Source organism: Micromonospora sp. NPDC048986 (assembly GCF_040649335.1).
In the GTDB taxonomy this organism is placed as follows: Bacteria; Actinomycetota; Actinomycetes; order Mycobacteriales; family Micromonosporaceae; genus Micromonospora; species Micromonospora alfalfae.
The window spans coordinates 133006-150733 of record NZ_JBEZFJ010000010.1 but is presented as its reverse complement, the minus strand read 5'-3'; the positions used below and the strand labels follow the sequence as shown (position 1 = coordinate 150733).

Here is a 17728-nt window from a genome sequence, read left to right as displayed (position 1 = left end):
GGGTCGGCACGTACCGTCTTTGAGTCCTACCACGGGAAGCGGCTGTTGTTCGCTTCGTCCCTTCGTCCGCTGGCCGAGCGACATGTTTGAGCGTCATCGTCGCGGCGGCCAGGTCCAGCGGGCGGGGGTCGGCGGGGCGGCGCGAACCGGCCGCGGTTACCGGTGTACGGGCAGGGTGAGGTGCACGGCCAGTAGACAACGGCCCGGCGGGGGCAGCCAGTCCACGTCCGGTCGGTCCGAAGGTCGTCGTGCCCCATCCTCGCCACACCGGCCGGGAAGGGCCTGGGAGCATCGGGGCGCGGCGCGAGCCGCGCCCCGATTTCATGTCCCCCGGCGCGTTGACCCGCCCACGTCCCCGCGCCAGTGCCGCTTCCCGTGATCAAGTGACGAAAAGTAGGTCCAACAGTCTTCCTCGACCTGTTTTTCATCACCTGATCACCAGGTCCCTCCGATCACCGTCGGCGGCCCGACGCGGCAGCCAGGACCGTCAGCCAGGTAGCCTTCGCCGGGTGATCGAGGTGAAGCTGCGGTGACGATGCTGGACCGGGATGACACCCACGCCCCCACGGTGATCAACGCGCCGGTCGTCGCGGGTCGCCCCCTACCGCTACGGGTCGCGGTTCCCCTGGCGATCGCCGCCGGGCTGGCCCTGCTGGTGGCGTTCCCCCCGTACGGGGTGTGGCCGCTAGCCCCCGTCGGGGTGGCGTTGCTGGCCGCCGCCGCGCACCGGCGGCGGTTGCGCGCCGGCGCCGGCCTGGGTTTCCTGACCGGGGTGGCGTTGTTCGCCCCGCTGCTGGCCTGGACGAACCTGCACACCGGCTATCTGCCGTGGGTGCTGCTGTCGCTGCTGCAGGCCGGTTACCTGGCGTTGCTGGGCGCTGCCACCGCCTGGGTGTCGCCGCTGGTCGACCGCGCCCGTTGGGCGTGGCCGGCGCTGACCGGGTTGCTCTGGGTCGGGCAGGAGGCGCTGCGCGACCGCACCCCGTTCGGCGGGTTCCCGTGGGGGCGGTTGGCGTTCAGCCAGGACACCTCGCCGCTGTTGCGCCTGGCCGCGTTGGGCGGCGCCCCGCTGGTGACCTTCGCGGTGGCGCTCGTCGGCGGGTTGCTGGTCACCGCCGTCTGGCACCTCTGGGCCACCACGCGTCGCACCGCGCCCATGCACCGCAGCGGCACCGACGTGACCGGAGCGGCGCCTGCCGACCCCGCGGCTGACGCGGTGGCCACCACAGCAGGCGACGGCCCGCAGGACGCTGACGGCCCGCTGGACGGCCCGCTGGACGGCCCGGCACCCGCCGGGGGTGCGCCGGCACGGCGCTGGACGCCGGTGGTCGTACCGGCCGTCGTGGCCGTCGCGCTGACCGCCGGGGGTCTGCTGGTGCCGGTCGCCACCGCCGGGTCCGGCGACACCGTCACCGTGGCGATCGTGCAGGGCAACGTGCCGCGGCTGGGCCTGGACTTCAACGCCCAACGGCAGGCGGTGCTCAACAACCACGTCGACGCCACGATCGAACTGGCCGGTCGGGTCGCCGCCGGGCAGCAGCGGCGACCCGACCTGGTGGTGTGGCCGGAGAACTCCAGCGACATCGACCCGCTGCGCAACCCCACCGCCGGTGCGCGCATCTCCCAGGCCGCCGACACCATCGGCGCGCCGATCCTGGTCGGCGCGGTGCTGCTGGGTCCCGACGCCGGGCAGGTCCGCAACGCGGGCATCCTGTGGCACCCCGGCACCGGTGCCGACCTCGACCAGCTGTACACGAAACGCCATCCGGTGCCGTTCGCCGAGTACGTGCCGCTGCGCGACGTGGCCCGGCTGGTCAGCAAGAAGGTCGACCTGATCCGCAACGACTTCGTGCCGGGAAGCACCCCGGGCGTGGTACGCGCCGGCACCGCCGTGCTCGGTGACGTGATCTGCTTCGAGGTCGCCTACGACGAGGTGGTCCGCGACACCGTCACCGGCGGCGCGCAACTGCTTGTGGTGCAGACGAACAACGCCACCTTCGACGTGGCGGAGGCCCGCCAGCAGATGGCGATGGTGCGGTTGCGGGCGGTGGAGCACGGACGGCCGGCGTTGATGGCCTCCACTGTCGGAGTGTCCGGGTTCGTCGCACCCGACGGGCGGGTAAGCGATGCCACCGGGTTCAACACCCGGGAGGTCGTGGTGCGGCAGTTGCGGCTCGACGACGGACGCACCCTCGCCACCCGCCTCGGCTGGTGGCCGGAGGTGGCGCTCGCCGCGCTTGCCGCGGCGGCCCTGGTCGGCGCGGCGGTGCTGCGCCGGCGGCAGCGGGTCAGGCCCGGATAGCAACAGCCGGTACGCCGGCGGGAGCGGAGGAACCGTGATCCAGGCGACCGATACGATCCGACGCGCGGACGAGGTGCCCGGGGTGGGCCGGGTGCTGGTGGTGATCCCCACCTACAACGAGGCCGACAACATCGCCGTGATCGTGGGCCGGGTCCGGCGGGCCGCCCCGGCGGTGCAGATCCTCATCGCCGACGACAACAGCCCCGACGGCACCGGCGCGATCGCCGACGCCCTCGCCGACGGCGACGCGCACGTGCAGGTGCTGCACCGTCAGGGCAAGCAGGGCCTCGGCGCGGCGTACCTGGCCGGGTTCGGGTGGGCGCGCGAGCGTGGCTACCAGGCGGTCGTGGAGATGGACGCGGACGGCTCCCACGCCCCGGAGGACCTGCCGGCGCTGCTGGACGCCGCCCGCGACGCCGACGTGGTGATCGGCTCCCGGTGGACCAGGGGCGCGCGGGTGCTCAACTGGCCGCTGCGGCGACTGTTGCTGTCGCGCGGCGGCAACCTTTACGCGCGCCTGGCGCTGGGCATGCCCGTCTCGGACGCCACCGGCGGTTACCGGGTGTACCGGATCAGCGCGTTGGACGCCATCGACCTGGAGTCGGTGACCTCCCAGGGCTACTCGTTCCAGGTGGAGTTGTCGCGGTTGGCGCACCGGGCCGGGGTGCGGATCGTGGAGGTGCCAATCACCTTCGCCGAGCGGGAACGCGGCGACAGCAAGATGAGCCCGAAGATCGTGGCCGAGGCGCTGTGGCGGATCACCGCCTGGGGGGTGCGCGACCGCCGTCAGGCGGTACGCCGGGGCCTGCACGGCACCGCCGCCGCCCAGGCACGGTGGCCGTGAGCGCGGCCGTGTCATGCTGGATGAGCGGAACACGTCCGTGGTGTCCGCAGGAATGGCGATGAGGTGAGATGCGCCGAGGACTGAGGTTCGTACCGTTGGCCCTGTTGCTGGCGGTGGTGCTGGAGTTGGCGGTGTTCGTCGGCGTGGGACGGGCGCTGGGGTTCGGCGCGGCGGTGTTGCTGGTGTTCGCCGCGTCCCTGCTGGGTTTGGTGCTGCTGCGCCGCGAGGGGATGCGCGCCTGGCGTGGTTTCCGTGCCGCGGCGGCGGCCGGGCAACCCCCGGGTGGTCAGGTGACCGACGGGCTCGTCGGGCTGGCCGGCGCGCTGTTGCTGGCGGTGCCGGGCCTGGTCAGCGGGCTGGTCGGGGTGCTGCTGCTGGTGCCGCCGGTGCGTCGACTGGCCCGCGCCGGGGTGCGCCGCGCCACTGAGCGGCGGGTGTCGTCGATGGTCGCCGGTGACCTGTTCGGGCCCCGCACGGTGCGGGTGCGCCAAGGTGCGCCGCAACCCGCCCCGCAACCGGAGCAGCCGGTGGTGGTCGACGGCGGTCGCGCCATCGAGGGCGAGATCGTCGAACCCGGCCGGCACTGAGACCAGGCCAAACAGACACGACGGCGCCCCCGGGGAGAACCCCGGGGGCGCCGTCGTCGTGCGTCGGTGCGGCTCAGGCGCGGCCGCGGCGGGTCCGAACCTCCTGCAGGCGCTCCTCCAGGATGTCCTCCAGCTCGGCGATGGAACGCCGCTCCAGAAGCATGTCCCAGTGGGTACGCGGCGGCTTGGCCTTCTTCTGCTCCGGCTCGTTGCCGTCGACGAGTCGGGCGACGCTGCCGTCGAACTTGCATTCCCAGGTCGTCGGGACCTCGGCGTCGACGGCGAACGGCACCTCGAACTGGTGGCCCTTGGCGCAGAGGTACTCGCGGGTCTGACGCGGCGCGAGCTCCGTGTTGCGGTCGGATTCGTAGCTCACCGCGCCAAGGCGGCTTCCGCGCAGCATACGCTCGCCCATGATCGACTTCCCCTCGTTCGTGGTGCTGGTCTTCTGGGTGTAACGGTGCGTCCCCGTCGAGCCATTCCCGCCCGAGGGCGTGAGGCGTCCACGGGTGGGCCGGGACCAAGGGTAGCCGGCCGGGACGCTCACCCGGTGAGGTGATCCCCGGGCGGGTCGGGACAACGGGGTGTCCGCTGCCACCGGGGAGGTTAACCGCCTGAGCCTACCGAAGGTTGCGCCACGATGATCAGGTGGCGTCGCCGGGAGTGGCGGCGCCGAGGCGTGCCAGCGCCAACGCCAGGTCACTGACCTGGTCGCCGAGCTGCGCCACCCGCCGCTGGGCCAGGTCCCGGTCGGTCTCGGCGGCGTCGAGTCGTACCGTCAGCGCGGTGCGGTGACCCTCGGCGGTCGCCGCGGCCTGCCGGGCCACCGTCAGCTCGGCGGTGAGCGTGTCGCGCTGGGCGGCCAGGGCCGCCACCTCCGCGCGCAGCCGCGCGGCCAGCTCCGCAGCCTCCTGCCGGGCGTCGTCGGCCTGCCGGGCGGCGACCTCGGCCCGGTCGCGGGCCCGGTCGGCCTGCTCGCGCGCCCGGGCGGCGTCGGCGGCCTCCGCGCGGGTCCGCGCCGCGTCGGCGCGCGACTGCTCGATCTGACGCCGGACGTCCTGCACCTCGGCCTGCCACCGCCCGGCCCGCTCGGTCGCCTCGGCGGCGGCGCGGCTGGCCCGTTCGGCCTCGGCGCGCAGCGCGTCGCGTTCCACGCCCAGGTCGGCCACCCGCTGCCGATCGGCGTCACGCTGCGTGCGCAGGTCCCGCGCCTCGGCCCGGGCCTGGTCGCGGTCGCGCTCGGCCTGGGCGCGCAGCGCCTCCGCGGCGCTGGCATCGTGGCGCGCCTGGTCGCGGGCGGCCTCAGCGTGCCGCGCCCGCTCCTCGGCGGCGGTGACCTGCCGCTGCGCCAGCTCGGCGCGCTGGCGGGCGTCGTCAGCGTCGGCGCGGGCCGCGCGGGCCTGCTCGCGGGCGCGCGCCGCGTCGGCCGCCGCGGTCTCGGCGTCGTCGCGGGCCTCGTCGCGTTCGGTCTGCGCCGCCGCGATCTCGGTGGCGGCCTCCGCGCGGACCTGTGCGAGCTGCCGCTGCACACCCACCGGCGACAGCTCGGCGTGCAGCGACTCGGTCAACGTCTCGACGATCTGGTCGAGTCGGTCCACCGCCTCCCAGGTGCGGGCCACCTGACCGGGTAGACCGGGGGCGTTGCGGTGACGCATCCGGCTGTTGCGGGAGGCGCGCTGGCAGGCGCCGTCGTTGTCGCGGCAGTAGCGAAACGGTCGACCCGCGCCGACACGCTGCGGCACCGGCGCTCCACAGTGGGCGCACGGGCGGGTCTCGGTGGTGCTGGGCTGGGCGTCCATCGAGGGCGAAGTCTAGTGCCGGCCGATCAGCTCGCCGCCCGGGCCGTCGCGTCCAGGGTGTAGCGGCGTTGCAGCAGCAGCGCCGCGAGCATCGCCACCGCCGGCAGCAACCCGAAGCCGTAGCGGACCGCCACGAGCGCGGCGTCCGGCTGCACCGGTGACTCACCGGCGGTCGAGGCCACGAAACCACCCACTGTCAGGCACAGCGCGTACGCGTACGGGCCCAGGGCCGCGCCGGTGGCCTCGGTGGCCGTCCACACCCCGGTGTAGGTGCCGGCCCCGGTGCTGCCGGCGTTGCTGGCGGCGCGGATCACGTCGGGCAGCATCGAGAACGGCAGCAGCTGCATGCCGGCGAACGCCACCCCGAGCACCGCCACCGCGGCGACCAGCACCGGCAGGCCGGCCGGTCGGCCCACCGCCAACACCAGCGAGCCGATCGCGAACGCGCCCTGCGCGCCGAGCAACGCCCGCTGCTTGCCGACGCGGCGGGCCACCACCAGCCAGGCCGGGGTGACCAGCAGCGCCGGCGCCACGAACGCGGCCACCAGCACCGTGGTCAGGCCCGGAGCGCGCAGCTCGTACTCGGCGTAGTAGGGCACCCCGGCGAGCACCAGGTGGGTGGTGGTGGACATCGCCAGGTACGCGGCGACCAGCCAGCGGAACTGCCTGTCGCGCAGCGCCGTGCGCAACGCCCGCCACCCGCCGTGCCCGCAAGCGGTGCTGACCGGCACGGACCCGCGCAGCCGGGCGATGCCGGCGACACCGACCAGCATGGCCGCCAGCATCCCCACCGCCAGGACCACGCCCATCCGCTGGTAGCCGTCCCGGGTCGCGGCGTCGCCGCCGGTGAGCAGCGGGGCCAGCAGCCCGGAGACCAGGATGCCCAGGGTCAGCACCACCATCCGGAACGCCATCAGCCGGGTGCGTTCGTGGTAGCCGATGCGCAGGTCGGCCGGGGTGGACAGGTAGGGGACCTGGTAGGCGGCGAAGAGCAGGTTGCCGGCGATGAAGAACACCGCCACCCAGGCCGCGGCCGGCGCGCCGGTCAGGCCGGCGGGCACCGCGAAGAGCGCGGCGAACGCGACCGGCAGGGCGCAGCCGAGCAGCAGCAGGCGGCGACGGTCGCCGCGTCGGGTCTGCTCGACGTCGGCGCGGTGCCCCACCCAGGGGTGCAGCAGCACGTCGGCGATCTTCGGCAGCAGCAGCGCCAGGCCGGCCAGCCACGGTCCGACGGCCAGCACGTCGGTGAGGAAGTAGAGCAGCAGCAGGCCAGGCACTGTCACCCAGACGCCCATGCCGAGCGAGCCGGCCGCGAAGCCCGCCAGCGGGCCGCGCGGCAGCGTCGCGTCGGTGGCGGCCGCGGGCCGCCGGTCCAGCCCGGTCATCGCCGCATCCTCTCCGCAATCCAACGGTTGCTGGATTCTAGGGGCACAATGGCGGCCATGACCATGCCCCGCCGCCGCCCGGGTCGGCCCCGCCGCGACGAGACCCGGCCGACCCGCGAGGTGGTGCTCACCGCGGCGACAGCGCTCTTCGCCGAGCGGGGCTTCGACGCCGTCGGGCTGCGGGAGGTCGCCGCCGCCGCCGGGGTCGACGTCGCCACTGTCGCGCACCACACGGGTACGAAGGCAGCGCTCTACGACGCGTGCTTCGCCAGGGTGTTCGCCGCCGAGCGGGACGTGCTGACCGAGGCCGCCGCGCAGGCCCGTGCCGCTCTCGACGCCGGTCCGGACGCGGCGCTGAGGGCCCTGCACGAGCTGGTCGACGTCTTCGTCGACTTCCTGGAGGACCGCCCCGAGACCACAGCGCTGTGGCTGCGCCGCTGGTTGGAACCGCAGCGGCACGGCGAGCTCGACCAGCGTTACGCCGACCCGTTGTACCGGCTGGTCGCGGAGCTGCTCACCGCCGCCGCGGCGACCGGCGCCCTCGCCGAGCCGACCCCGCACATCACCGTGCGGAGTCTGGTGTGGGCGACGCACGGGCACGTGGTGGCGCTGGCCGCGGGCGCGCCCGGCGCTCGGGAGAGGCGCGAGTTCAGGGCGTTCGTGCATCGCCTGCTCGACGGGCTGTACGGATCGCCGACCCCTTGACGGGCCGCCACCGCGCGACGATTATCCATCGGACGTTGGATTAATGGGGGCGGCAATGGGCGTACCACAGCGGGTAGCGGTGATCGGGGCCGGCGCCGCCGGCCTCGCCGCGATCAAGGCACTACGCGACGCCGACGTGCCAACTGTGGGCTTCGAGGCCGCCGAGCAGGTCGGTGGCCTCTGGGTCTACGGGGCGCCCGACTCGCCCGCGTACCGCACGCTGCACCTCAACACCAGCCGTGGCCGCACCCAGTTCGCCGACCACCCGATGCCCACCGACTGGCCCGACTACCCCGACCACCGTCGCGTCGCCGGTTACCTCGCCGACTACGCCACCCGTTTCGGGCTGGCCGACACCATCCGGCTGCGCCACACCGTCGAGCGGGTCACCCAGCACCCCAACGGCACCTGGACGGTGACCGCCAGCGGCCCGAGCGGCCCGGTCGAGGTCACCGTCGACGCGGTGGTCGTCGCCAACGGGCACAACCGGGTGCCCCGGCTGCCCGACCCCGGCTACCCCGGCACCTGTACCGCCGAGCAGATCCACAGCCACGACTACCGGGGCCCGGAACAGTTGGCCGGCAAGCGGGTCCTGGTCGTCGGCGGCGGCAACTCCGCGATGGACATCGCCGTCGACGCGTCGTACGCCGCCACCCGCACCCTGCTGTCGCTGCGCCGGGGCGTCTGGGTGGTGCCGAAGTACCTGCTGGGTCGCCCCTCGGACACCCTCAACGGGGCGTTGGTCCGCCGGCTGCCGTGGCGTCTGCGCCAACGCATCAGCCAGACGATGCTGAGCGCCACCGTCGGCAACCCCACCCGTTACGGGCTGCCCGCGCCGACACACGGCTTCCTGCAGGACCACCCGACGCTCTCCGACGGGTTGCTGTCGCGGCTGACCCACGGTGACGTCGAGGCCCGACCCGGTGTCGCCACCCTCGACGGCGACCGGGTGGAGTTCACCGACGGCCGCAGCGACATCGTCGACCTGATCATCTGGTGCACCGGTTACCGGGTGGACGTCCCGTTCCTCGACCCGGCGCTGCTCGCCGGGGGCGCCGACACCCTGCCGTTGTACCGGCACGTGTTCCACCCCGACGCGCCAGGGCTGAGCTTCGTCGGGTTGATGCAGTCCACCGGTTCCGCGTTCCCCCTGGTCGAGGCGCAGGCCAAGCTGATCGCGGCGCACCTCGCCGGCCGGTACGCGCTGCCCGACCCGGAGCGGCAGCGCGCGGCCTGCCGGGCCGAACTGCGGGCCGCGACCGCCCGCTGGGGTCAGCGCCGCCCGGCGATGCGGGTGGACTTCGACGTCTACCTGGCGGAGCTGGCCCGGGAGTTGACCGCCGGAACCCGCCGCGCCCGCTCCGGCGCGGCACCCTCGATGGGGGCACCCCGGTGAGCGGCCGATCCCTGGCCAATCGGCGGGTGCTGGTCACCGGGGCGAGCGGGACCTTCGGCCGCCACCTCGGCGCCGCGCTGAGCGCGGCCGGCGCCCGGGTGGTGGGGCTCGACCTGCACGCCCGTCCCGACGACGACGTGCCGGTGCTGGGCTGCGACCTGACCGACCCGGACGCCGTACCGGTGGCGGTTCGGGCCGCCGTCGACCGGCTCGGCGGGCTCGACCTGCTGATCAACAACGCCGGGGTCGGTGGTCCAGCGCCGGCCGAGTTGCCGCCCGACGAGGTGGTCAGCCGACAACTGGAGGTCAACCTCCTCGCCGCCTGGCGCACCACCGCCGCCGCGCTGCCCCCGTTGGTCACCGCACACGGACGGGTGATCTTCGTGGCCAGCCGGATGGCGGTGCTGCCGCTGCCGCTCGCCGCCGCGTACGGGGTGAGCAAACGGGCAGTGGTCGCCTACGCCGACGCGCTGCGCCACGAGGTGGGCACCCACGTCGGTATCAGCGTCGTCTACCCGAGCATGGTCGCCTCCCCGATCCACGACAGCACCGCCGAGGCCGGGCTTTCCCTGCGGGGGGTGTCGCGCCCCGAGCCCGTCGAAGGGGTGGTCGCGGCGATCCTGCGGACCGCCACCGCCCGGCGGGCGCCCCGGGACGTGGCGACCACCGCCCGCGGCCGGCTGGAGCTGGCCGTCGGGCGGCATGCGCCAGCGTTGGCCGACCGGCTGGTACGCCGTACCCTCGCCGCCCGGCTCGCCGCCGGTGACCTGGACGCCGCGCCGCTGGCCGCCGGGATGCTCGACCGCCACCGGGGCCGCTGACCGCCCGGGTCAGGGCGTGGCGACCGCCGCGCGCGAGCGGTCGGCGGCGATCCGCACGGCCAGCGCCGCGAGCGCGGTGCCGGTCACCCACCGCTGCACCCGCAACCACACCGGCCGGCGGGCGAAGAACCCGGCCAACGAGCCGGCGCTGAGCACGATCAGCGCGTTCACGCTCAGCGCCACGACGATCTGGGTCAGACCGAGCAGCAGGCTCTGCGTGGCCAGGTGCCCCCGTGTCGGGTCGATGAACTGCGGGAGCAGCGACACGTAGAGGATCGCGATCTTCGGGTTCAGCAGATTGGTGATCAGGCCCATGGTGAACAGCCGCCGGGGCGGGTCCGGCGGCAGCGGCGCGGGCCGGAACGGCGAGTGCCCACCGGGGCGCAGCGTCCGCCAGGCCAGCCAGAGCAGGTAGCCGGCGCCGGCCAGCTTCACCACCGCGTACAGCGTCGGCACCAGGACGAAGACGGTGGCCAGGCCGGCGACCGCCGCCGCCAGGTAGACGCCGAAGCCGGCGGCCACCCCGAGCAGTGAGACCAACCCGGCACGACGGCCCTGCGCCACGGAGCGCGACACCAGATAGACCATGTTCGGGCCGGGCGTGAGCACCAGCCCCAACGCCACCAGCGCGATGCCCAGCAGTGCACCAGTACCCACCACGACGCTTCCCCCGTTCGGTAGTCCTCACACCGACCGTAATCGGGATGAACGACCCACCCCAGGGCCACCTGGCAGGCCGTGGCCTGCGATCCGGGTGATCCACTCACGTTCGACGCAACGGCAGCGGTGCCGGCGGGAATGCTCACCGTGGCGGGCGCGCTGACCCCTGGCAAGTGCGTGTCGCCGGCCGGAGGCGGCGCGTTACGGTGGCCAGGGAGGTGCCGCACGGTGACCGAGGCGTGGGAAGCGTCAGTGGAGGCGAAGATCCAGGATGCCGTTCAGCGCGGCGAGTTCGACGACCTGCCCGGCATGGGCAAGCCGATCCCCGGTCGGGGGGCGCCGTACGACGAGGCGTGGTGGATCAAGAGCTTCCTGGAGCGCGAGGCACTCCCCAGCGACCTGCTCCTGCCCACGTCGCTGCAACTGCGCCGACGCATCGAGCAGGTCCCCGACGAGGTCCGTGACCTGCCCACCGAGCAGTCCGTCCGCGACTTCGTGGGGCAGCTGAACGCGCAGATCGTGTCGTGGCTGCGCTTCCCCGACGACGGCCCCCGGGTCGCGGTGCGCCCGGTGAACACCGAGGACGTGGTGCGCCGCTGGCGCGCCGAACGGGCCCGGCCCGAGCTCACCTCGACCGTCACCGAACCGGCGACCGTCGTGAAGCCGTCGCGCCGGCACCGCACCTGGTGGCAGCTGTGGCGCCGCCGTCGGGGCTGACTCCCCGGCCATGACCACGGCAGACTGTGCCGATGCTGATCGAATCGCGGACGCCCGACACACCCTCGACGCCGGGTGTCGCACTGCGTCAGTGGTGCGCCGACGACCTGGATGAGCTGGTGCAGGCGTACCGGGATCCGGTCCTGCGTCGCTGGACCAGAGCCCCGGTGACCACCGCCGCCGAGGCCCGACGGTGGCTGGAAGGCGCACTGCGCGACTGGGCCGACGGCCGGCGGTACACCTTCGCCGTCATCGACGAGCAGGCCGACGGCGACCGACTGGTGGGCAACGTGGTGCTCAAGGGGGTCACGCCGGAGCGCCCGGCCCCGGAGGTCGGCTACTGGACGGCGGCGTGGGCACGCGGTCGCGGCGTCGCCCCCCGCGCGGTCACCGCGCTGAGCCGCTGGGCGTTCGACCGGTTCCCCGAGGTGGCCCGTCTCGACCTGCTGCACCAGGTGGACAACGTCGCGTCCTGCCGGGTGGCGCAGAAGTGCGGCTTCGCGTTCCAGGAGGTGTTGCCGGCCCGGCCGCCCTTCCCGCTCGACGGCCACCGGCACTCGCTGCACGCCGGCTAGCCGGGCGGCACACCCCACACCGTCCGACAGTGTCCGGGCCGAGCGCCCGGACGACCGTCGGCGCGAAAGGGAACTGGCGAGGTGACCGAGTACGCCAAGGTGTTCGCGGTGCGCGCCTGCTGTCCCCGACCGGCGAGCACCCACCGCCCTCGACGCTGGTGCGCGTCAGTCGACTGCGGCCCGCCATTTCCAGGACGTGCGCCGGTCCCGACCGGGCAGCTCACCGCGCCCGGTCATCCAGAGCAGCACCTCGGGTACCGCCCCGGGCGGGGCGTCCGGGAAGAGTCGGTGCAGCACCAGCGCGCTCAACCGTTGCGGCGGCTGCCACCGCACACCGAGGCCGAGGGTGATGTCGTAAGTGTGCAGCAGGGTCTCGGCCACGCCCATGGCGGCGAACCCGGCCGGATCACACGGGCCCCAGTGCCAGGCGCGCGTGTCAGGCGGGGCCGCGTCGACGGCGGCGGCGAGCAGACCGGCGCAGGCCCGCACCACTGTGAGCACCTGCGTCGGGCTCGCCTCGGGGGAGACCCGCAGGTCGTACGGGAGATAGCCGTCATCCGGACGGCCGGTGACCTGCCCCGCGTACGCGAGGAGGTCGTGCGCGACGTGCGCCGCGGTGGTCCAGCAGCTCCAGCTCAGCGAGCCGGCCGGCACCGACCAGTCGCGTTCCCGGTGTGGCAGCAGCACCCGGGTCATCTGCTCGGCCGCCTCCCGCAGGTCGGCGCCGGTCACCGCCGCCATCCGCCAACCCACCGGGCAGCGCTGGGCGTGGGAATCTCGTCGTGGGTAACGGGCATCGAGGCATGCAAGAATCCATCCTCGCATGTGGGGGGAGGCGAGCGGGATGTTGCCCAACATGGTGGTGGACACGACTGTGTTGCCCCCGGCGGACCGGTTCGCGTTCTGGTATGCCCTGGTCGCCCGGGAAACGGCGCCAGCGCACATCAGCAGCGGCCACCTGGACAACTTCGTGGCCTACGCGCAGGCCATCGATCTCGGCCGCATTCGGATGACCTCGCTGCGCTACCCGTCGCTGGACTCGATCCGGCCGACGAGACTGGTCCGCCGCGCCGAGGGGGATGTGTATCAACTCGCGCTCCCACTGACGGGTCGCAGCACGTTGATCCAGGATCGCACCGAGTCCACGCTGGAAGCTGCCAACCAGTTCACGCTGTTGGACACCGCGCGGCCGCACGTCGCCCGGCACTACGCGGACGGCCCTGGACTCGCCACCACGATCACCGTGCAGATACCGCACGCGGCGCTGCCAGTGGCCTCGGACCGGCTCCGCCGCCTACTGGCCACGCCGATACCGTCGCACCTCGGCGTCGGCGGGCTGTTGGTCCACCACCTGCGCAGCATCGCGGCACACCCGGAGCAGTTCGAGCCGGCCCAGGCCGAGATCCTGGGCGGGGTGGCGGTGGACCTGCTCACTGCCGCGCTCGCTCAGTACCTCGACATCGAGGACACCCTGTCACCGGAGGCGCGGCACACCGCACTGCGGGCCCGGATCGTCGACTTCATCGACCGCCACCTCGACAGCGACGAACTCAGCCCTCGCAGCGTCGCCGCCGCCCACCACATCTCGCCGCGGTCGCTGCACCGCCTGTTCGAGGCGGAGGCGACGACAGTTGCCGAACTCATCCGCACCAGGCGTCTGGAGCAGTGCCGGCGTGATCTCGGCAACCCGCTGCTGCGGCAGCCGATCCAGGCCATCGCCGCCCGTTGGGGTTTTCCGGACAAGGCCCACTTCAGCCGCCTCTTCCGTGCCCACTACGGACGTTCGCCGCAGGAGTACCGCGCCGGCGTCGCACGCCAGGCTCGCTGACCCGACCGACCGCTACCGTCGACGGTCGGTCGGATCGTCCTCGACGAAGTCCCGGACCGCAGCGCGGATGCTCTCGCCGTACGGGTCGTCAGGTAGCAGCGGCAGGTGTTCGCGGGCTCGGGCGAGGTGCTCCCGGGCCGCACCGACGTTGCCCAGGCGGCGGTGGCAGTCGGCCAGGTTGAGGTACAGCGACGGCAGGAACGCCTGGACCTGGAGCGAGGGCAGATACCGCTGGGCGCGTTCGTCGCTCAGGTCGGACACGGCGGCCAGGGCTCGTTCGTCCCAGGTCAGCTCCGCCTCGGTGCTGTCCTGAAGGTCGGCGAGGTAATGCGCCAGGGTGCAGCGGTGCAGGGCGTCGCCGGTGGGTCCGAGTTCGTCCCACAAGGCGGTGAGCAGCTCACGGGCCCGGGCAGGCGCGCCGCTCTGGCCGAGCTGCACGGCCTCGATGATGCGGGTCATTGTGCTGTCGGCGGTCGCGGGGTCGGTCATGTCGCCGATGGTCGGGCCTCAACCCGGTCGAGGGTCAAATCCGGATGGCGTCGAGAAATTACATAGCTCTGCTCAGATCTTGCAATCCACTGTTTATTTTCCCTAGGCTGCCGTGGTGAGCGAACATTCGCTGGTCGAAGCGAGAGATCTGACGAAGGTCTATCCAGCACGTGGGTCCACTGCGGAGTTCCGCGCTGTCGACGGCATCGACTTCGCCCTTGAACGAGGCGAGTCCTTCGGGCTTCTCGGCCCCAACGGCGCCGGCAAGTCCACCACCATGCGGATGATCGCCGCCACGTCGCCGATCAGCGGCGGCAGCCTGCGCGTACTGGGCATGGACCCGATGAGACAGGGGCCGGAGGTCCGCGCCCGGCTGGGCGTCGTCACTCAGGACGACCACCTGGACAACGAGCTCACCGTGCGGGAGAACCTGCACATCTACGGGCGATACTTCGGCCTGTCGCGGGCCGTCATCCGGGACCGGGCGACCCGACTGCTCGACTTCGCCCAACTTCAGGAGAAGTCCGGCGACCAGGTCGAAACGCTCTCCGGCGGCATGCGGCGGCGGCTGACCATCGCCCGCTCCCTGATCAACGAACCGGACATCCTGCTGCTCGACGAGCCAACCACCGGCCTCGACCCGCAGGCCCGACACATCCTGTGGGACCGGCTCTTCCAGCTCAAACAGCAGGGCGTCACGCTCATCCTCACCACGCACTACATGGACGAGGCCGAGCAGCTCTGCGACCGGCTCATCGTGGTCGACCACGGCCGCATCGTCGCGCAGGGCTCACCCCGGGAACTGATCACCAGGTACGCCACCCGGGAGGTTCTCGAACTCCGCTTCCGCCTCGACGAACGCGACACGGCGGCGCAGAAGCTCCGGACATCGATGCTGGCCACCGGAGGCAACGACACCGAGGGCCGCGTCGAACTGCTCCCCGACCGGGTGCTCGTCTACACCGTCGACGGTGAGGCCGCCCTCGCCACTGTGCACGCCATGTCGCTCACGCCGCTCACCGCACTGGTCCGCCGCGCGACGCTGGAGGACGTGTTCCTCAAGCTCACCGGCCGATCGCTCATCGAGTAGCAGGGGAGACAACTGGTGTTTCGGGTGTTCGGGTACTGGTTGACGCGTTACCGGCGTACCTGGCGTGGCTCGATTGTGATCAACGTGCTGAACCCGTTGCTGTTCCTCATCGGCATCGGCGCCGGGCTGGGCGCCCTGGTCGACGACAACGCGCCAGCCCAGATCGTCGGCGTCTCGTACGCGGCGTTCTTCGCCCCGGGCGTGCTGGCCGCCGCCGCGATGCAGAACGCGTTCCTGGAAGGGGCCGGGGGTGTCGCCCGGGCGGCCGGTTTCGGCGCGTACCGCAGTGCCACACCGACACCGTTGAGGCCGGAGCAGCTCGCCGCCGGGCACCTGTTGTTCATCACCTTCCGGGTGCTCATCGCCAGCGGCGCCTTCATCGTGGTGATGGCCGCGTTCGGGTTGATCGGGGGGTGGTGGGCCCTCGGCGCCCTGCTCGGCGCGACGCTGACCGGGGTCGCGTTCGCGGCACCCGCCGCCGCGTGGGCGGTCGGCGTACGCAAGCTGCGCCACATCGACACGGTGTTCCGCTTCGTCATCATGCCGCTCTACATGTTCTCCGGCACGTTCTTCGCGGTCTCGCAGCTACCCGAGTGGATCCGACCGGTGTCCTATCTGCTGCCGCTGTGGCACGGGGTGGAGCTGTGCCGCACTTTCAGCCTCGGCACCGCGACGATCGCCGGCAGCTCCGTGCACATCGCCTACTTGCTGGTGCTGGCCATCGGCGGCTTCCTGGTCGCCCGGGTCACCTACCGCCGACGGTTGCACCCGTGACGGCCCATGCCCAGAGCCCCGTGGAGGCGCCATGACCACCGTCGCCGTACCCGCCTGGACGAGACGCCGGGCCCTGGCGCTCATCGAACGCAACTTCATGATCTACCGCCGGTCGGTCACGCCGCTGCTCAACGCGCTCGTCGAACCGATCCTGTACCTGCTGTCGATCGGCGTCGGCGTCGGGATGCTCGTCGGCACGGTCCCCGGCGTCGATGTCCCGTACGCCGCCTACGTGGCCCCGGCGATCCTGGCCACCACGGCGATGAACACGGCGTTCAACCAGACGAGCTTCGGTGTGTTCATCCGGATGAGGGTCGAGAAGACCTACGAGGCGATCCTGCCGACACCGCTCTCCGTCACCGACATCGCCGTCGGCGAGGTGACCAGCGCGATGATCAACGGGCTGCTGACGTCGATCGGATTCCTCACCCTGATGGCCGTCGGTGGGCTGGTCACCTCCGCCTGGGTGTTGCTGGCCCTGCCGGCGTCGCTGCTGATCTCGTACGCGTTCGCCGCCGGTGGGCTGGCCGTCACGACGTACCTGCGCGACTTCCCCGACTTCCAGTACATCCAGCTCTTCATGCTGCCGATGTACCTGTTCGCGACGACGTTCTATCCCCTGTCGGTCTACCCGGAGGCGGTGCGACCCCTGATCCAGGCGCTGCCGCTCTACCACAGCATCGAGCTGGTCCGGGAACCCGCGCTCGGCCACCTCGGCTGGGAGCTGCTGATCCCGGTGGCCTACCTCATCGCGTTCGGCTCGGCCGCGATGTACGTCGCCACCCGTCGGATGACCCGGGCGATGCTGCGCTGACGACCCCCGGAGCCGGGACGGGTCCGCGACCCCTCATCGATGGGCGACGAGGGTCTCGAGCACCGCGCGAACGCGGGCCGGCCGGTGGCCGATGACTGTCTCCAGCGTCGGATCGGTTACGGCGAACTCCTTTGCGCGCGCCGCGCGGTACATGCCGAGAGTGAAGTCGGCCGCCGCCGCGGGCATGCCTCGGGCGATGGCGGATGCCCGCCACTCGTCGTCATCCGCGACGACACGTTCGACGGTACGGCCCATGATGTCACTGAGGATGGCGGCCACCGCTTCGAGGTCGAGCATCTCCGGCGCGGTCAGCGGCGCCGTGACCCCGTCGAGTACGCCGTCCTCGGTGAGGGCGACGGCTGCGGCCTCGGCCAGGTCGGCGTGGGCGGTCCAGGACACCGGGCCGTCCGCCGGCGCCACGAGTTGGCCGGTCTCCAGCGCCGTGCCGATGGAGAGGCTGAGTGTGCTTGCGTAGAACCCGTTGCGCAGGGCGGTGAAGGGAACCCCCAGCCCGGCCAGGTGCTCCTCGGTCGCGGCGTGGGTGGGTTGGGCGGCGAAGAGCGAGTCCCGGGAGGCGGCCTGGTGGCTGGTGTACAGGATTCGGTTCGCTCCCGCCGCGCGGGCGGCGTCGATGGCGGCGCGGTTCGCGGCGATCGCGGCGTGCCCGCGGATGGAGGCGGACACGACGAGAACCTTGTCGGCGCCCGCGAAGGCGTGCTCCAGGGTGGCCGGGTCGGTGAAGTCTCCGGCGCGCACCCGAACCCCACGCTCCGCGAGGCCGGCGGCCCTGTCGACGTCGCGCACGCTCACGCCCACGGCGTCGGGTGGTAGCCGGTCGAGCAGCCGGTCGACGATCTGGGACCCGAGCTGACCAGTGGCACCGGTGACGACGAACATGATGAACACTCCCTTGTTGTCGGCGTTACTGGGCGAACGTTAGCA

Annotated in this window: 19 protein-coding genes; 12 read left to right on the top strand and 7 right to left on the bottom strand. The window is 72.7% G+C overall.

What is annotated here, in order from left to right; genetic code table 11:
* Window positions 1-535 precede the first annotated feature (535 nt).
* The 3 genes from lnt (at window position 536) to AB0B94_RS21340 (ending at window position 3733) form a co-directional block, all read left to right on the top strand.
* Window positions 536-2302: an apolipoprotein N-acyltransferase gene (gene lnt, locus AB0B94_RS21350; RefSeq protein ID WP_357282954.1), complete on the top strand. Its 1767-nt coding sequence runs from the start codon at window positions 536-538 to the stop codon at window positions 2300-2302.
* A gap of 34 nt (window positions 2303-2336) precedes the next feature.
* Window positions 2337-3146 (top strand): polyprenol monophosphomannose synthase, encoded by an 810-nt coding sequence (locus AB0B94_RS21345; protein ID WP_357282634.1) that lies wholly within the window; start codon window positions 2337-2339, stop codon window positions 3144-3146.
* A gap of 68 nt (window positions 3147-3214) precedes the next feature.
* Entirely contained in the window at window positions 3215-3733 is a 519-nt protein-coding gene (locus tag AB0B94_RS21340) for an FxsA family protein (RefSeq protein ID WP_357282631.1), read from the top strand.
* 73 nt (window positions 3734-3806) lie between these two features.
* On the opposite strand, the gene AB0B94_RS21335 is transcribed toward AB0B94_RS21340, so the two are convergent.
* The 3 genes from AB0B94_RS21335 to AB0B94_RS21325 all read right to left on the bottom strand — a co-directional run bounded on the left by AB0B94_RS21335 (window position 3807) and on the right by AB0B94_RS21325 (window position 6917).
* Window positions 3807-4148 (bottom strand): RNA polymerase-binding protein RbpA, encoded by a 342-nt coding sequence (locus AB0B94_RS21335; protein ID WP_091398247.1) that lies wholly within the window; start codon window positions 4146-4148, stop codon window positions 3807-3809.
* Window positions 4149-4377: 229 nt separating this feature from the next.
* Window positions 4378-5532, bottom strand: a complete 1155-nt coding sequence (locus tag AB0B94_RS21330; RefSeq protein ID WP_357282628.1) for a hypothetical protein — start codon at window positions 5530-5532, stop codon at window positions 4378-4380.
* A gap of 26 nt (window positions 5533-5558) precedes the next feature.
* Window positions 5559-6917: an MFS transporter gene (locus tag AB0B94_RS21325; protein WP_357282624.1), complete on the bottom strand. Its 1359-nt coding sequence runs from the start codon at window positions 6915-6917 to the stop codon at window positions 5559-5561.
* A 57-nt stretch (window positions 6918-6974) separates the two neighbouring features.
* Here AB0B94_RS21325 and AB0B94_RS21320 point away from each other — a divergent pair, with 57 nt between their 5' ends.
* Genes AB0B94_RS21320 through AB0B94_RS21310 form a run of 3 tightly spaced genes read left to right on the top strand, consistent with a single transcriptional unit; the run spans window position 6975 to window position 9839 of the window.
* Window positions 6975-7622 (top strand): TetR/AcrR family transcriptional regulator, encoded by a 648-nt coding sequence (locus tag AB0B94_RS21320; protein WP_357282620.1) that lies wholly within the window; start codon window positions 6975-6977, stop codon window positions 7620-7622.
* A 55-nt stretch (window positions 7623-7677) separates the two neighbouring features.
* Window positions 7678-9018, top strand: a complete 1341-nt coding sequence (locus tag AB0B94_RS21315) for an NAD(P)-binding domain-containing protein (RefSeq protein ID WP_357282616.1) — start codon at window positions 7678-7680, stop codon at window positions 9016-9018.
* The gene (locus AB0B94_RS21310; protein ID WP_357282614.1) at window positions 9015-9839 is read left to right on the top strand and encodes an SDR family NAD(P)-dependent oxidoreductase; all 825 of its coding nucleotides are present in this window, start codon (window positions 9015-9017) and stop codon (window positions 9837-9839) included. Before AB0B94_RS21315 ends, AB0B94_RS21310 begins: the two co-directional genes overlap by 4 nt.
* 9 nt (window positions 9840-9848) lie before the next feature.
* Here AB0B94_RS21310 and AB0B94_RS21305 read toward each other — a convergent pair whose 3' ends face one another.
* Complete coding sequence (locus AB0B94_RS21305) at window positions 9849-10499, bottom strand: LysE family translocator (protein ID WP_357282610.1); 651 nt, start codon at window positions 10497-10499, stop codon at window positions 9849-9851.
* A gap of 228 nt (window positions 10500-10727) precedes the next feature.
* On the opposite strand from AB0B94_RS21305, the gene AB0B94_RS21300 reads away from it, so the two are divergent.
* Window positions 10728-11216: a DUF1992 domain-containing protein gene (locus AB0B94_RS21300; protein WP_357282607.1), complete on the top strand. Its 489-nt coding sequence runs from the start codon at window positions 10728-10730 to the stop codon at window positions 11214-11216.
* 32 nt (window positions 11217-11248) lie between these two features.
* On the top strand, window positions 11249-11791 hold the full coding sequence (locus AB0B94_RS21295) for a GNAT family N-acetyltransferase (protein WP_357282603.1): 543 nt from the start codon (window positions 11249-11251) through the stop codon (window positions 11789-11791).
* Window positions 11792-11956: 165 nt separating this feature from the next.
* On the opposite strand, the gene AB0B94_RS21290 is transcribed toward AB0B94_RS21295, so the two are convergent.
* Window positions 11957-12532 (bottom strand): maleylpyruvate isomerase N-terminal domain-containing protein, encoded by a 576-nt coding sequence (locus AB0B94_RS21290; protein ID WP_357282598.1) that lies wholly within the window; start codon window positions 12530-12532, stop codon window positions 11957-11959.
* Between the two features lie 103 nt (window positions 12533-12635).
* Here AB0B94_RS21290 and AB0B94_RS21285 point away from each other — a divergent pair, with 103 nt between their 5' ends.
* Window positions 12636-13619 (top strand): helix-turn-helix domain-containing protein, encoded by a 984-nt coding sequence (locus tag AB0B94_RS21285; RefSeq protein ID WP_357282595.1) that lies wholly within the window; start codon window positions 12636-12638, stop codon window positions 13617-13619.
* Window positions 13620-13631: 12 nt separating this feature from the next.
* Here AB0B94_RS21285 and AB0B94_RS21280 read toward each other — a convergent pair whose 3' ends face one another.
* A complete protein-coding gene (locus tag AB0B94_RS21280; protein ID WP_357282591.1) occupies window positions 13632-14108 on the bottom strand; it encodes a hypothetical protein in 477 nt (158 codons plus the stop codon).
* A 130-nt stretch (window positions 14109-14238) separates the two neighbouring features.
* Between AB0B94_RS21280 and AB0B94_RS21275 the strand changes: the two genes are divergently transcribed.
* From AB0B94_RS21275 to AB0B94_RS21265, 3 genes are read left to right on the top strand one after another with little or no spacing between them, the layout of a single operon-like run.
* On the top strand, window positions 14239-15198 hold the full coding sequence (locus AB0B94_RS21275; protein ID WP_357282951.1) for an ABC transporter ATP-binding protein: 960 nt from the start codon (window positions 14239-14241) through the stop codon (window positions 15196-15198).
* A gap of 15 nt (window positions 15199-15213) precedes the next feature.
* Entirely contained in the window at window positions 15214-15972 is a 759-nt protein-coding gene (locus AB0B94_RS21270) for an ABC transporter permease (protein ID WP_357282589.1), read from the top strand.
* 31 nt (window positions 15973-16003) lie between these two features.
* Window positions 16004-16786, top strand: a complete 783-nt coding sequence (locus AB0B94_RS21265) for an ABC transporter permease (protein WP_357282584.1) — start codon at window positions 16004-16006, stop codon at window positions 16784-16786.
* 33 nt (window positions 16787-16819) lie between these two features.
* Here the strand turns inward: AB0B94_RS21265 and AB0B94_RS21260 are convergent, their stop codons facing one another.
* Entirely contained in the window at window positions 16820-17683 is an 864-nt protein-coding gene (locus AB0B94_RS21260) for an NmrA family NAD(P)-binding protein (RefSeq protein WP_357282581.1), read from the bottom strand.
* Between the last annotated feature and the right edge of the window lie 45 nt (window positions 17684-17728).

Excerpts from the sequence above, each read along its gene's own strand:
- AB0B94_RS21340 (WP_357282631.1), top strand. The coding sequence starts at position 3,215 with ATGCGCCGAGGACTGAGGTTCGTACCGTTGGCCCTGTTGCTGGCGGTG.
- AB0B94_RS21325 (WP_357282624.1), bottom strand. The coding sequence starts at position 6,917 with ATGACCGGGCTGGACCGGCGGCCCGCGGCCGCCACCGACGCGACGCTG.
- AB0B94_RS21265 (WP_357282584.1), top strand. The coding sequence starts at position 16,004 with ATGACCACCGTCGCCGTACCCGCCTGGACGAGACGCCGGGCCCTGGCG.
- AB0B94_RS21280 (WP_357282591.1), bottom strand. The coding sequence starts at position 14,108 with ATGACCGACCCCGCGACCGCCGACAGCACAATGACCCGCATCATCGAG.
- AB0B94_RS21335 (WP_091398247.1), bottom strand. The coding sequence starts at position 4,148 with ATGGGCGAGCGTATGCTGCGCGGAAGCCGCCTTGGCGCGGTGAGCTAC.
- AB0B94_RS21295 (WP_357282603.1), top strand. The coding sequence starts at position 11,249 with ATGCTGATCGAATCGCGGACGCCCGACACACCCTCGACGCCGGGTGTC.
- lnt (WP_357282954.1), top strand. The coding sequence starts at position 536 with ATGCTGGACCGGGATGACACCCACGCCCCCACGGTGATCAACGCGCCG.
- AB0B94_RS21330 (WP_357282628.1), bottom strand. The coding sequence starts at position 5,532 with ATGGACGCCCAGCCCAGCACCACCGAGACCCGCCCGTGCGCCCACTGT.
- AB0B94_RS21285 (WP_357282595.1), top strand. The coding sequence starts at position 12,636 with ATGTTGCCCAACATGGTGGTGGACACGACTGTGTTGCCCCCGGCGGAC.
- AB0B94_RS21260 (WP_357282581.1), bottom strand. The coding sequence starts at position 17,683 with ATGTTCGTCGTCACCGGTGCCACTGGTCAGCTCGGGTCCCAGATCGTC.
- AB0B94_RS21320 (WP_357282620.1), top strand. The coding sequence starts at position 6,975 with ATGACCATGCCCCGCCGCCGCCCGGGTCGGCCCCGCCGCGACGAGACC.
- AB0B94_RS21315 (WP_357282616.1), top strand. The coding sequence starts at position 7,678 with ATGGGCGTACCACAGCGGGTAGCGGTGATCGGGGCCGGCGCCGCCGGC.
- AB0B94_RS21290 (WP_357282598.1), bottom strand. The coding sequence starts at position 12,532 with ATGGCGGCGGTGACCGGCGCCGACCTGCGGGAGGCGGCCGAGCAGATG.